This is a genomic window from Arcanobacterium phocae (assembly GCF_018913465.1).
Lineage (GTDB): Bacteria > Actinomycetota > Actinomycetes > Actinomycetales > Actinomycetaceae > Arcanobacterium > Arcanobacterium phocae_A.
In genome coordinates this window covers 1-14,119 of sequence record NZ_JABAPM010000001.1, presented here as the reverse complement: position 1 = coordinate 14,119, position 14,119 = coordinate 1, and the positions used below count along the sequence as shown (strand labels likewise).

Sequence of the window (14,119 nt, the reverse complement as noted above, 5' to 3'; positions counted from 1 at the left end):
TGGAAAGATCTAGTTAACGTCTGCACCCAAGTCCATAACGAATGCTCGCTGAGCTGGTGAGGCTACTGATTGCGGATTATATTCGCGTTGGACAAAGTCAATTGCGTCATGGGGATCCATCCCATCAAACACCGCAAGAATCGCGAGCGCAGTGCCAGTTCGCCCCACTCCCCCAGCACAGGTAATTTCAACCTTTTTATAGGCTGCGTCATTCCATGCATCGCGTAGAGTTTGAAGGGCCTGGGCTGGCCGGCGCGGAAGTCGGTAATCCGGCCAATCAATAGCGATTGTTTCGCCAGCTCGGGACATAATCGTTGGTGCTCCGAAGCGGTTTCCTACGGAGGTGGTAAGAACAATAGCTAGGTCAGCTTGTTCTTCAGTGGTTACTCGCCATGACCGTCCTCGAATACGACGTCCAGACGGTAGGGTAATGACGCCAGCGCCATCTTTCCAAGTTGCCACTGTCTGCCTCCTTTAATACCTCATGCACGCCTCATGATGTAGTTCAAAATTACCAATGCTTTGCTACTTTTCCCTAGTGGTATGGGCAAAATTTGAGTTTTGGCAAGCAAGCTCACATCGAGAATTTGATTCAGCACACATTTCTCTCCGTTCCTGATAATCTTTACATCAAGACATCCAATGAGTGGTGCACCGATCGACGTCAAAGGAGACCAGATATGACTCAGATTTTTTACACTCATACGGACGAATCTCCCATGCTTGCCTCCACTTCTTTATTGCCTATCGTTTCAGCATTCGCCAAGCACGCTCACATCAACATCATTCCCCAAGACATTTCATTAGCAGGCCGGATTATTTCGGCTTTTTCAGATCGACTTCCACCTTCTCAACAACGTCTGGACGCACTGGCACAGCTCAGCGCCCTTACCCGCACCCCCGCTGCAAATATCGTTAAGCTTCCCAATATTTCGGCCTCACTGCCCCAACTCGTAGCAGCTATCAATGAGCTACAAGAACACGGCATTGATATCCCACTGTATCCAGCACATCCCACTACTACTGCGGAACACGACGTCCGTAAACGATACGACTCAGTCCTTGGGTCGGCGGTAAACCCAGTGCTGCGTGAAGGCAACTCAGACCGTAGAGCGCCTCGGGCCGTCAAGAACTTTGCCCGCTCCCATCCGCATCGCATGGAACCTTGGCCAGCCAATTCACAAACTACCGTCACCACAATGAAAGCGGGGGATTTTAAGCATACGGAGAAGTCCGTCGTCGTCGAGCAAAAAACACGGGCGCGTATCGTTTTCACGTCTGTTGCAGGCCAGCAGCAGACGATGACTGACAACATTGAACTCGACGCCGGCGATATCCTTGATGCCTCAATTATGGAGGTCAGTAAGCTCCGCTCGTTCTTGTCTCACAGTATCGCCCAAGCGTCCTCATCAGATCTATTATTCTCACTTCATCTCAAAGCGACCATGATGAAGGTTTCGGATCCAGTTATTTTCGGACACGCCGTGCGCGCATTCTTTCCACAAACTTTTACCGATTTTGGACCACGATTGAATGAACTCGGCTTGCATGCCGACGACGGATTGACACGTATCTTCGCCGGATTAGACCAGGCCGACGACGGCGCCCGCATCCGACAATCGTTTAACTGCGAATTCCACTCTGGGGCACGGCTATCTATGGTTGATGCAGCCCGAGGTATCACAAACTTGCATGTGCCATCGGATGTGATTATCGATGCCTCAATGCCCGCAATGATCCGCAATGGCGGCAAGCTCTGGGGACCAGACGGTGAAAGGAGCGATACGATCGCGGTGATTCCAGATTCGTCATACGCCGATGTCTACCGTGTGGTTATCCAAGACTGCCAACGAAACGGCGCTTTCGACCCGTCTACGATGGGTAGCGTGTCAAACGTCGGCTTGATGGCTCAGCGGGCCGAAGAGTACGGGTCTCACGACAAGACATTTGTTGCCCCGGACGGTGGTCGGGTTGATATTGTGTCCGACGACGACACCGTGCTCGTCTCCCAGCCGGTGTATGCCGGGGATATTTTCCGTGGTTGCGTGACGAAAAAAGCCCCGATTAAGAATTGGGTGCAGCTGGCACTGTCACGGGCGCGCTACTCTGATACGCCGGTTATTTTCTGGTTAGATCCAGAGCGTGCCCACGATCGTCTTATGACCGCTTATGTCCACGAGTTTTTAGCTGATGGAGATACTGACACGCTCAATGTCAGTATCATGTCGATACCGGACGCTACAAAGAAAACTCTCGACCGCCTGCGGGCTGGGCTAGATACTATTTCTGCTACTGGAAACGTCCTGCGCGACTATCTTACGGATTTGTTCCCGATTATGGAACTAGGGACATCTGCGAAAATGTTATCGGTGGTCCCACTCATGGCTGGTGGCGGAATGTTTGAGACTGGAGCGGGCGGAACTGCTCCCAAGCTCACCCGGCAGTTACTAGCCGAAAATCATCTGCAGTGGGATTCCCTAGGGGAGTTTCTGGCAGTTTCTGAATCGTTACGCCATGTTGGACGAACTATGAACAATCGGCGGGCTGATATTCTTGCCGACACCTTGGACTATGCGACCGAGCAGGTCTTGGCTAATGGTTACTCACCTCAAGCAGCTGTGAGACAACTAGATAGTCGCGGTTCACATGCGTGGCTGGCAACTTATTGGGCGCAGGCTCTGGCACATCAACCAGATGATACCGAACTGGCTCGGACCTTCGCGAAGCCGGCTAGATTACTGGAGCACTACGCCGCCGATATTCAGCGTGAGCTGCTCAAAGTCCAAGGAAAGCCGGTAGATCTCGGGGGCTACTATGATCCCGATCCGGCTCGTGTGCAAGCAGTTATGCGCCCTTCGGCGCGCTTGAACTCCATTATTGACCACATCTGAGTTATGTCCTATTGCCACCAAACCCCGGATAAACGTTGACAGTGGTAATGTATCTTCTTGGTTTAATCGTTGATATTAATGGAAGAAGGAAAAATGACTCGCAAGAGTTTGGCACGTATTGGTGCGTGCCTTCCAATTGCTTTAATTGCTTTCACTGGATGCTCAGATTGCGCCGAAACAACTGGCGACGAAGCCTTGGCTCAAGCTGCAACTGAACTCAACCCAGCGTGGGAAGGTCTGCCAGCAGATTCAGCTGAAAACTGGGATTTAGCATCAGCAGATACAAGCACATATGACTCATGCAAGGCGCTATCGTGGATTGTTATCCCGACCGGAACCCCTAATTCGGACGAGCCATACGAAGTTGCGTTGTTCCACAACGGTGTTTTCGCCGGAACATCAGAAGCACGCCCATATCTTGGCGAACCGAAAGTTTCTCGTGTCTCTGATTCTGAAATCCAGATAGAGCGCACCTGGTACTTAGACGATGAAAAGACTATGCCAAAGCCTGCAGTAGCAACCTACGTCTGGGACGACGGTAAGTCACAGCCAACCCGTACCGGTAGCCTGCCACCAAATGAATTTGCTGGCGGTGGCGTTCACGAAACCGCTGACGCTGAATAAAACGTCGATATAAGTCAGTCGGGGAGTGTCATGGATTCATGACACTCCCCGACTGACTTAACCCTAACGAGGGTCTAACGAATGTTCTACAATCCGATAGTCTTCTGAGCAGCGGCTAACGCCTCAACAGAGGCATCGAAACGAGCTCGCTCCACGCTATCCATTGGGAATTCGATCGGACGTTCCACGCCATTAGCACCAACGATACATGGCACAGCAAGGGCTACATCTTCAACTCCGAATGAGCCGTTCAAAACGCTCGACACTGGCAGAATCGCGCGCTGGTTGTTAAGAACCGCTTCCACGATTCGAGCACCGGCAACACCGATTGCGTAGTTCGTTGCACCCTTGCCTTCGATGATCTTGTAAGCCGAATTGATGACTTCTTGCTCAAGTTCGTGCAGAACTTCATCGGAGAAGACCTTCTCGCCCTTGTCATTGCACCAATCGCGCAAGGAAACTTGACCGATCGTAGCTGATGACCACAGCGCAAATTCGCTATCACCGTGTTCGCCAACGATCAAGGAGTGGACCGAACGTGGCGAGACACCAATCTTACGGCCAACGAGCCACCGCAGACGCGAAGAATCGAGAACAGTTCCAGAACCGAACACGCGTCCAGCCGGAAGCCCTGAAAATTTCACTGCCGCAGCAGTAAGAACATCAACCGGGTTCGTTACCAGAACGAAGATAGCGTTTGGTGACAGCGGAACCAAATCTGACATGAGACTTTCGAGAATACGAGCATTCTTCTCTGCCAACTCCAGCCGTGTTTGCCCCGGATTTTGCTTAGCGCCAGCAGTGATCAGAACGATGTCAGAATTTGCGGTGACCGTAATATCAGAACCACCAATTAATTCCGAACCTGCCATGAACTGGGTACCGTGAGCCAAATCGAGAACTTCAGCGTCAACTTTTGTTTTATTAATATCAAACAGAGCAACAACGTTGGCAGAACCACGCAACATAGCTGCATAAGCAAGAGCGGTACCAACCGACCCTGCACCAATTACCGACATTTTCGTTTTAAATTGAGTAGTCATACTTCTATTATCCCGGTTTTTCACGTAAATGTCTGCAGAATGTTGATCACACTTTCTGGCCGGTAGCATTGGCCCCCTCAAAAGTGACACAATGAAACTAGAAGAACAATCGCGGCCGAGGCCATCGTCGTCGTCGGACTGCAAGGAAGGAACCGCCATGGATAGGTCACTTGCAACGGAAATCGCTCGTAAACTTAGCAAAGCTCAACATACCCGGGAACTACTGCCTCGCATTTCAGAGCAACTTCCGCATGCCACCATTGACGACGCATACGAGATCCAGGCCGCTTGGGTAGAAGAACAATTGGATGCCGGCCGCCGGCTCGTGGGCCGTAAAATCGGTCTGACTGCTCGTTCAGCACAAGATTCTCGTGGCATCACCGAACCAGCATTCGGCACGATCTTCCAAGACATGATCTATGAAAACTCAGCTTTGATTGACTTCGACATATTCAACAAGCCGCGCGTTGAGGTTGAGCTGGCATTCATTTTGAAAGACAAGCTAGAAGGCCCGCAAGTAACTATTTATGACGTATTGCGCGCCACGGAATTTGTTACCCCAGCAATAGAAATCCTGTCCTCGCGGGTGAGTGGCCCGGGCCGAACCGTGGTCGATTCAGTTGCCGATAATTCGTACTTCGGTGCCATGATTTTGGGCGGGCAACCTCTACGCCCAGAAGACATCGATATGCGCTGGATTTCTGCACTGCTGTACAAGAACGAAGTGATCGAAGAAACCGGCGTTGCGGCCGGAGTGATGAATCATCCAGCACACGGCGTCGCCTGGCTTGCTAATACGCTTGCGAACACCGATCAGTTCTTAGATGCTGGCGAAATTATCCTCGCGGGTTCGTTCACCCGTGCTATGCCAGTTGAACGTGGTGACGTGATCTTGAGCGATTATGGCCGGATGGGAACAATTTCGGCGCGGTTCGTTTAAGGATGTGACATGGAAACAACGTATCTTCAGGGTCTGCGGTTAGACGATCATACACTCACCGTTCCCCTTGTTCACGACGACGAATCCGATTCCCGATCGCTGTCAATCTTCGCCCGGGTGATCACGCCTGAAGGCGGCGAAAACCTTCCTTATCTGGTTTATCTTCAGGGTGGACCAGGCTTTGAAGCACCCCGGGTAGCTCACAATCCGGCTTCGCCTGGCTGGCTCGCGGCAGCGTTGAAACGCTACCGCGTTGTGATGCTCGATCAGCGTGGAACCGGGCGTTCTACACCGGTAACCCCAGATCTTCTGGGAATGGGTAACACGCAAACTGTTGCCGAATATTTAAGCCATTTCCGCGCCGATGCCATTGTGGAAGATGCTGAAGCTCTGCGAGCTCACCTCGGAGCCCGTCCCGAGCAGTGGAATCTTCTGGGGCAAAGTTTTGGTGGGTTTACTGCCGTCTGCTATCTCAGCCGGCACCCAGAATCTGTTCATCATGCTTTCTTTACGGGTGGTTTGCCGCCAGTAACTGGACATGTTGACGATTTTTACACCGCCACGTTTAACAAAATGCGCTGGTTATCGGAAAATTACTATGCGCATTTCCCCCAGGATCGGGAGCGGATGCGGACTCTCCTCCAACGTACCGAAGCCGGAGATGTTGTTTTGCCCGACGGTGAAATCGTCACCCCATCTCGGATTCGTTCCTTGGGAATGGACCTCGGACGTAATGAAGGCTGGCAAGCACTCCATCATCTATTGGAGTGGGATCCGACTTCGCTGCAACTAAGCTATGATCTGGCTGCAAACCTGCCGTTCAGTGGCCGAAACCCGATCTATTTCCTCTTACACGAAGCCTGCGGCGCAAATGGAGTCACTACGAATTGGTCTGCTGATCGGGTGATGCCGTCAGACTTCCGGGAAGACCCTACCTTGTTAACCGGTGAACATCTACATGAGGCTTGGTGTGACACGGTGCCAGCATGGCAACCATGGGCGGATGTGACCCGTACACTCGCATCCTGGCAGTGGCCAACGCTGTTTGATCCGCAGGTTTTGCGCGACAGCAATGCCCAAGGTGCCGCAACAATCTATGTTCGTGATGCTTTCGTACCGTTTGAGTTGTCGATGGCAACAGTTGATCTTATGCCAGGCATCAAACAAGTTATCACCAACGGGCACGAGCATAACGGTTTGCGTGCCATGGGCGGCGATATACTCGACCACATGTTTGATCTTGCTGACGGGCGACGCTACCGGTAACGAGATCCCAGATACGCCTTGAGAAGAACCCCTTCGCTTGAACCTAGAGGAAACAGATAATAAGGATATGGATAATACTTTTTATACTTCTGACGGACTCATTCTTGAGTCAGTGACCGACGACGAACGCACGTGGGCAAAGCTGGCGCACCTGTCTGCGCTTATCGCCATGCTGGTATCTGCAGCGTCGCTTTCTTTCCTCGGGCCGCTAGTTATTTGGGCACTCAAAAAGGATTCCAGTCGCTTCGTGCGTCAAGCTGCTGCCGATTCGTTCAACTTCAATATCGGTATGTGGCTGATGTATATCGTTGGCTGGATTATGATCTTTACTATTTTGCTCTCACCATTGGGAATCGTGCTGGTCCTCGCCAGCCTTGTGCTCACAATCTGGCACCATCTCAAAGCATTCTCGGCAGTAAATCAAGGCCGGCTCCACCACTACCCGTTCCAGTTCAAGATTCTTTCCTGAACTCGTTTCCTCAGTAGTGGGCGCGCTAGACCTTGCTGGTCTAGCGCGTCATTAATGTCCACACGGTACGGAACGACCGCTCGAATTCGGGCAGTGGCAAAAACTCGTGAGCTGAATGGAAATTAAATCCGCCAGTGAACATATTGGGCGTAGGAATACCTTGGGATGACAGATATGATCCATCGGTGCCGCCGCGCATGATAAGCGGTACCGGCTCACACCCGGTAGCTCGCACTGCTTGTCGCATGTCGTCAACAACCCACTGGGTTTGGGGGTCTAAAGCGTCCGCAATATTGCTGTAAACGTCAGTAATCTCGCAGGTAATGTGGGCTCGTGGATGTGCTGATTGAATATGCGCAACCGCGGCACGAATCTCGTCTTTACGCGATTCATAACGCGCCCGATCGTGATCGCGAATGTGGAGCAGAACTTGGGTTTGCGCTTGGTTACCGTCAATACTGTGAACCCAAATATAGCCTTCTCGTCCCGCAGTACATTCTGGAGTTTGGGACCGATCGAAGCAGCCAATCAGATCGTATGCAACAAGATTCGGATTAACCATAACGCCTTTTGCCGACATCGGGTGTGCACTAACTCCCGTAATATTAATTATGGCTTGACCAGCGTTAAACGTCTCATAGGCGATCGTTGCCTGACCTTCGCAGTCCACAGTGTAGGCCGCATCAACATCGAACCGCGCCAAATCCAGTGTTTTAATTCCGCGCAGCCCGATCTCTTCATCGGGGACAAAAGCAACCACTATTTCCGGATGCGGCGCAGCATCCAGATGTGCCAGAGCCGTCATGATAGACGCGAGCGCAGCTTTATCGTCAGAACCCAACACCGACGTTCCATCAGTGCAAATAATGTCATGGTTGAGATAGTCTTCAAGCACTGGATATTGCTCCGGGTCTAAAACATGACCAGCACCCAAAACGATAGGCTCGCCGGTATAGCGCACGATCTGTGGTTGAACGTGTGGCGACAACCCGACGTCGGCAGTGTCTAGATGTGCACAAAAGCCGATCGTTGGACCCGCCGTCGTCGCCGGAAACCGAGCCGTTAGGCAGGCATGATCGTCAAGGACGACGTCGTGCGCACCGAAGCCACGCAGCTCGTTCGCTAGTAGTTCAGCAAGTTCCGTCTGCCCTGGCGTAGTCGGCACGGAAGTTTGCCTCGCATCAGATTGGCTGGTGATAGCTGCGTAACGCATAAAACGTTCAACAAGCTCGGTTCGAATATCTGGTGTGGTCATCAATCAACCTATCTGGTAACGAATATGGAGGCAATTGTGTCAGATGCTTGACGTACTATTCTCCTATTCGTATGATGGAACTAATCTATAGAGGTTGCAACTTTTTAGGCAAGACTCAAGTCACGGTTAGCCGTGCCTTGGGTCTTTTTTATTTCCCGCAGAACAGAAGGACAAGGATGTCTACAAAAACTAGCGCCAACGGTATCATCGACGCCGTCGGCGGACCAGAAAACATACGTTCGCTAACCCACTGCGCCACACGCTTGCGGTTTGAGCTAAACGATTCCAGTGTCGTAAATGCTGACGAGCTCGAAAAGATCCCAGAGGTCTTGGGTGTCATGCCACAGTCTGGGGACCGCTACCAGGTGATCGTAGGCGGTGCAGTCGAATCGATGTACAGCGCGATTAACAGCTTGCCAGCGATGGCTGAACGCGCTAACGCTAAGTCTGACGACGACGTGAAGGCCGCTGCTCGAGCAAAAACCCGCGGTAAGTCGGCGTGGCTAGATACCTTCTTCGAGTATCTCTCCGATTCGTTCCGTCCCATCCTCGGCGTGCTTCTTGGCGCATCGCTGATTATTGCGTTCGCAGCCGTACTCGACGCCTTGCATGTGGTTGACTTCCGTGCCGCCGATAAAGCACCAGGCTGGGTATTCGTCGACGCCATGTGGCATTCGGTGTTCTACTTCCTGCCGATTATGGTGGCATTCAACGCCGCGAAGAAGCTGAAGATCGACCCGTGGCTGGGCGCAACCATTATGGCAGCGTTCCTCACGCCAGATTTCTTGAAGCTGTCAAACCCAGACGCTTTCTCTGCACTGCAATGCGTAGAAAACGAGGCGATCAAGCAGACGACCTGTTCGATTGACGTTTTTGGCTTGCCGCTGACTCTGCCTGACTACTCCGGCAATGTCTTCGTTCCATTGATGATGATCCCAGTGCTGGCATTGGTTTATCACAACCTTAAGAAGATCATCCCAAGCAACGTCCAAATGGTGTTCGTGCCATTCATTTCGATGCTCGTTGTTATCCCACTAACCGCATTCCTTATTGGCCCATTGGGTATCTGGATTGGTAACGGTCTTGGCTTCGGTTTGGCGTGGATGAACTCAGCTGCCCCATTCGTTTTCGCTATCGCTATTCCACTCATCTACCCATTCCTCGTCCCGCTCGGCTTGCACTGGCCGCTGAACGCCATGATGCTCGTCAACATCCAAACCCTGGGTTACGACTTCATCCAAGGCCCAATGGGCGCCTGGAACTTCGCATGTTTCGGTACTACTGCCGGTGTGCTCTTCTTGTCCATCCGTGACAAAGACACTGCCATGCGCCAGACTGCATCCGGTGCGTTAGCTGCTGGCCTCTTCGGCGGTATCTCAGAACCGTCACTTTACGGTATCCACTTGCGTTTCAAGATGATCTACTCGCGTCTCCTCGCCGGCTGTTTGGCTGGTGGCGTGACCATCGCGATTTTGAGCTTGCCATACGGCGGCGTCAAGACGGACGCCTTCGTCTTCACCTCGCTCCTGACCATTTCGGTCTTCGATCCGGCATGGGTCTACCTCATCGCAATCGCAGTAGCTTTCATTACCTCGATGCTTGCGGTTATCTTCTTGGATTACCGGCCACGTGAGGATCGCCCGTCGGCAAAGAAAACCCTCGTCGTCGATCTCCCAGAAAACGCGGTTGGGGTACCAATTGAAGGCAAAGTCATTTCGCTCGATGAAACCGGCGATAAGGTTTTCGCCTCCCGTGCCCTTGGCGAAGGATTCGGAGTTATTCCGGATATCGAAGCCATTGGTGAGACTGCCGTGGTAGCGCCGATTACTGGTACGGTTTCCAGCGTCGCTAAGTCTGGTCATGCGTTTGGGATTAAGTCCGACGACGGAACCGAAGTTCTCGTCCATGTTGGCGTTGATACCGTCAATATGAAGGGCGACGGATTTTCCGTCAAAGTTTCCAAAGGCGAGCATATTTCTGCCGGAATGCCACTTGTCACGGTAGACTTTAAGAAAGTCATTGCTGCCGGTTACGCGACGACGGTTATCGTTACGGTCACTAATACTCGCGCATTCGCAGCGGTCACACCACAGTTAGCTGACCACGCAACCGTACTAACGCCAGGTGTGACAACCGAACGTTAAGGACATCCATGAAGATTCTGCGGATCTTTAATAACAACGTCGTCTTGGCCCGTCAAGACTCTGGCCGTGAGGTCATCGTGACGGGCCGAGGCGTCGGCTTTAAAGCCGCAGCAGGACAATACGTTGATCCTGAACGGGTGGTACGGGTCTTTGTCCCGCTTGATGGACGGGACCCGGATCATCTTGGTGCACTCATTGCACAGTTGGGTAGCAAGGTACGAGATATCGTTTATCGAGCGATGGTAGCAGCTCAATTTACTGACGCTCAGCTTTCTAGCCCAACCCTTTTTATTAGCCTGTGTGATCACGTAGACCTCGCGCTCCGACGCCTTGAGACTGGGCAGCTCTTGCATTATCCGTTACAAGCCGAGGTCGAGCATCTCTATCATGCGGAATATGTGCAAGCAGGCAAGTTCTTGGCTGAGCTCAACCAGCTGCTAGAAGCACAAGGTCAGCCGGCTCTTCCCGAGCATGAAACCATTGCGGTAGCACTACATCTCGTCAATGCCGGTTTTGCTGCTGGTGACTTGTCGCAAACCTACACGATGACCGGTCTTATCCAACAAGTTATTGACCTCATCGGCGCCACCTTTAGCGTGGACTTGGATCAAACAAGTATTAACACTGCCCGCCTTATCACGCATATGCGTTATCTGTTTATTCGTATTATGCAAGGCAAACAGTTGGACAATGATATCTCCTCGATCGGTGCGACGATTCGCTCTACTCTGACCCAGGAATATGCATGTGCCGAAAATATTGCCCAGCTTGTTGCATTGCGTCTGGGCCATGAGCTTAACAGCAACGAAATCGCGTATCTAGCCTTACATATTTCACGTGTCACCTCAGCTCAATAGAGCCGGGGCTAGAGCTCAACAGAGCCGGGGCTAGCGAACTTAAGAGCGGGACGGGCAGGATAATTCCTGCCCGCCCCCTTGAGGTTAGTTAGCTGTTACATCAGATACTTCACGTCCGGATGGACGAGTGCTTCTACTGCTGCGCGTGCGTCCTTTGCGGTAAGCGCGTCGAGCGCAAAGGCTGCCATTTGTTGGCATGTGGACAGATCGTGGAGTCGCAACGACGCCCGAACTGCATCGACCTTTGATGGAGCCATCGAGAGCGATTGAACTCCTAGTCCGGTTAGGACCAGAGCTAGGAGCGGGTCGCCACCGGCTTCGCCACAAACGCCTACATACTTTCCCGTAGCCGTGCCGCCTTGGCAGGCCAGCTTGATCATACGTAGGATTGCCGGCTGCCATACATCGAGCAAGCCAGCAAGTTCGCCTTGCATACGGTCTGCAGCCATGGTGTATTGAGCTAAGTCGTTCGTTCCAATGGACGCGAAATCGACGATAGACAAAAGTGTCGAGGCATTGATTGCCGCGGCTGGAACCTCGATCATGATTCCCACTGATGACAGTCCGGCAGCGCGCGCTTTATCAGCAAACCACTGGGCTTCTTCCATGGTGGCAACCATTGGTGCCATGACGCGCACATCGGCAGCTGTTGCTTGTTGAGCTGCTGCAAGTGCTGCAAGTTGGTCATCAAGTAAATCTTCGCGAATCCGGGTTAATCGGATACCACGACGCCCAAGTGCTGGATTTTCTTCCTCACCAAGATCCGCAAACTTCAGTGGCTTATCAGCACCGGCATCGAGGGTACGCACTGTGACACGGCGGCGTCCAAATTCTTGGAAGACCTTGGTATAGACCTTGGTTTGTTCTTCCACGCTCGGCGCGCTTTCTCGCCCCAGGAACAGGAACTCGGTACGGAAGAGCCCCGAGCCTTCAACGTCATAAGCGGCTGCGCGTTCGGCGTCGTCTGCCGTACCAATATTGGCTAATAACGCGACTTTATGACCATCACGAGTCAGTCCCACACCATGCGACCCAGCCAAGGCTGCTTCGCGACGCTGGGAGCGTTCGGCTAGAAGATCGACGTCGCCCGACGTTGGCGCAATAATAACTTCGCCAACACCACCGTCAAGTGCCATCGTTGTTGCCTCAGCTTGGGCGCTGATGGCATAGTCAACGATATTACCTACCCGAACAACGGCAGGTATACCGAGTTGGGCAGCCAAAATAGCAGTATGGCTGGTGGGTCCGCCTTCTTCAATCGCAATTCCCAACGCTAGCTTCGGGTCAAGTGTTGCAGTTTCGACAGGCGCCAGATCGCGTGCAACAATAATTGATGGTTCTTTGAGCTCCGGGATACCCGGCATCGGCACATTTCGCACGACGGCGATCGCACGATCACGCACGTCATAGAGATCCGTCGCGCGTTCTGCCATGTAGCCACCGAGCTGGGTAAACATGTCAACATATTTTTGGATCGCGTCGGAGATAGCGCGAGTCAAACCTGATCCGCGTTTGAGCTCTTTAACAATCCCCTTCTTCAATCCACGATCACGAGCCATTTTGGCGGTCGCTTGCAGAATAGGTTGACCTTTTTCTGGAGCGCGCTCAGCACGATCAAGAAGCATAACAGCAACTTGTTCGAGCGCATCGCTGACGATCTCAGTTGCAGCTTCTACATCTGTGGTAGCCGGTTCATCGGGATCGATTCCCGGTGGTGGCGAGACAACAGCGATTGGGCCATAAGCAGTGCCCGCAGATACTCCGATGCCAAGAAGAACCCGGTGTTGCACGGTCATGGTCTCACGCATCCAGGTCGGTTGCGATCAGAGCAGCAAGCTTTTCGAGGGCTTCGGTGGCGGAATCGTCTTCGGTGGCAAGAACAACTTCATCGCCATTCTCTGCACCCAATGACATGACATCGAGCACGGAAGCCGCATCAGCTTCTTCGCCATCAAGTGTAAGGGTGAAATCAACTCCTGTTGCTTCAGCCGCTTCGGCAAAGATAGCAGCTGGACGAGCGTGCAAACCAACAGCGGATGCGACGGTGACAGTACGAGAGATCATAAGTGTTCCTTCCTCGTTGAAGGCGTGTAGATACGACTTCTGTGGACTATTTTGCGGTTGTAAAAATATAAAAGACCTGAGATATGCATAGCATTTCTCAGGTCTTGCCTTTTCAGTAACAACCCTGTGTGTGGATTAGCTCCACGTCCAGTTTATCGTATCAATAAGGTATGTGCTAGTAGTTGGTGAAGATTAGTTGTAGTTATCGATGAGCGAACATTAAACAAAAAGCGGGAGGGGCCTGGTCGTGGTGACCGGGTCCCTCCCGTTATCAGATGTGTGACGGCGGTGTCCTACTCTCCCACACTCCCTCGAGTGCAGTACCATCGGCGTTAGCAGGCTTAGCTACCGGGTTCGGTATGGGGACCGGGCGTTTCCCTGCCACTATGACCACCGTCAAAATGGTTGACGTAACACACACATGCTTTTATGTGTGGGAGTCAAGAATCGTATAGTAGACGCGAACACGCTTTAATAGAATGTTTTTTTATAAGTGGTTGGCCATTAGTACCAGTCAGCTCCAACAATTACTTGTTGTCCACGTCTGGCCTATCAACCCCATGGTC

Annotated in this window: 12 protein-coding genes and 1 rRNA gene; 7 read left to right on the top strand and 6 right to left on the bottom strand. The window is 52.3% G+C overall.

The genetic code is table 11. The features are described from left to right. Positions 1 to 9: 9 nt before the first annotated feature. Positions 10 to 462 (bottom strand): protein-tyrosine phosphatase family protein, encoded by a 453-nt coding sequence (locus KSO86_RS00065; RefSeq protein WP_216379404.1) that lies wholly within the window; start codon positions 460 to 462, stop codon positions 10 to 12. A gap of 218 nt (positions 463 to 680) precedes the next feature. Here KSO86_RS00065 and KSO86_RS00060 point away from each other — a divergent pair, with 218 nt between their 5' ends. Continuing rightward, positions 681 to 2,891: an NADP-dependent isocitrate dehydrogenase gene (locus KSO86_RS00060; protein WP_216379403.1), complete on the top strand. Its 2,211-nt coding sequence runs from the start codon at positions 681 to 683 to the stop codon at positions 2,889 to 2,891. A gap of 93 nt (positions 2,892 to 2,984) precedes the next feature. Then, complete coding sequence (locus tag KSO86_RS00055; protein ID WP_216379402.1) at positions 2,985 to 3,515, top strand: LppP/LprE family lipoprotein; 531 nt, start codon at positions 2,985 to 2,987, stop codon at positions 3,513 to 3,515. An 86-nt stretch (positions 3,516 to 3,601) separates the two neighbouring features. On the opposite strand, the gene KSO86_RS00050 is transcribed toward KSO86_RS00055, so the two are convergent. Next, entirely contained in the window at positions 3,602 to 4,558 is a 957-nt protein-coding gene (locus KSO86_RS00050; RefSeq protein WP_216379401.1) for an L-lactate dehydrogenase, read from the bottom strand. Between the two features lie 91 nt (positions 4,559 to 4,649). On the opposite strand from KSO86_RS00050, the gene KSO86_RS00045 reads away from it, so the two are divergent. From KSO86_RS00045 to KSO86_RS00035, 3 genes are all read left to right on the top strand, one after another. Further along, the gene (locus KSO86_RS00045; protein ID WP_253280653.1) at positions 4,650 to 5,498 is read left to right on the top strand and encodes an FAA hydrolase family protein; all 849 of its coding nucleotides are present in this window, start codon (positions 4,650 to 4,652) and stop codon (positions 5,496 to 5,498) included. Positions 5,499 to 5,507: 9 nt separating this feature from the next. Further along, a complete protein-coding gene (locus KSO86_RS00040) occupies positions 5,508 to 6,764 on the top strand; it encodes an alpha/beta fold hydrolase (protein WP_216379400.1) in 1,257 nt (418 codons plus the stop codon). A 67-nt stretch (positions 6,765 to 6,831) separates the two neighbouring features. After that, positions 6,832 to 7,233: a DUF4870 domain-containing protein gene (locus KSO86_RS00035; RefSeq protein ID WP_216379399.1), complete on the top strand. Its 402-nt coding sequence runs from the start codon at positions 6,832 to 6,834 to the stop codon at positions 7,231 to 7,233. Between the two features lie 40 nt (positions 7,234 to 7,273). Here the strand turns inward: KSO86_RS00035 and pepT are convergent, their stop codons facing one another. Then, positions 7,274 to 8,488, bottom strand: a complete 1,215-nt coding sequence (gene pepT / locus KSO86_RS00030) for a peptidase T (RefSeq protein ID WP_216379398.1) — start codon at positions 8,486 to 8,488, stop codon at positions 7,274 to 7,276. A gap of 176 nt (positions 8,489 to 8,664) precedes the next feature. On the opposite strand from pepT, the gene KSO86_RS00025 reads away from it, so the two are divergent. After that, positions 8,665 to 10,632, top strand: a complete 1,968-nt coding sequence (locus KSO86_RS00025) for a glucose PTS transporter subunit IIA (RefSeq protein ID WP_216379397.1) — start codon at positions 8,665 to 8,667, stop codon at positions 10,630 to 10,632. A gap of 8 nt (positions 10,633 to 10,640) precedes the next feature. Continuing rightward, positions 10,641 to 11,489, top strand: a complete 849-nt coding sequence (locus KSO86_RS00020; protein ID WP_216379396.1) for a PRD domain-containing protein — start codon at positions 10,641 to 10,643, stop codon at positions 11,487 to 11,489. A 95-nt stretch (positions 11,490 to 11,584) separates the two neighbouring features. On the opposite strand, the gene ptsP is transcribed toward KSO86_RS00020, so the two are convergent. From ptsP to rrf, 3 genes are all read right to left on the bottom strand, one after another. Beyond that, the gene (gene ptsP / locus KSO86_RS00015) at positions 11,585 to 13,285 is read right to left on the bottom strand and encodes a phosphoenolpyruvate--protein phosphotransferase (protein WP_216379395.1); all 1,701 of its coding nucleotides are present in this window, start codon (positions 13,283 to 13,285) and stop codon (positions 11,585 to 11,587) included. A gap of 4 nt (positions 13,286 to 13,289) precedes the next feature. Further along, positions 13,290 to 13,553 (bottom strand): HPr family phosphocarrier protein, encoded by a 264-nt coding sequence (locus KSO86_RS00010; RefSeq protein ID WP_216379394.1) that lies wholly within the window; start codon positions 13,551 to 13,553, stop codon positions 13,290 to 13,292. A 280-nt stretch (positions 13,554 to 13,833) separates the two neighbouring features. Then, positions 13,834 to 13,951: ribosomal RNA gene (gene rrf, locus KSO86_RS00005) — 5S ribosomal RNA — on the bottom strand. Between the last annotated feature and the right edge of the window lie 168 nt (positions 13,952 to 14,119).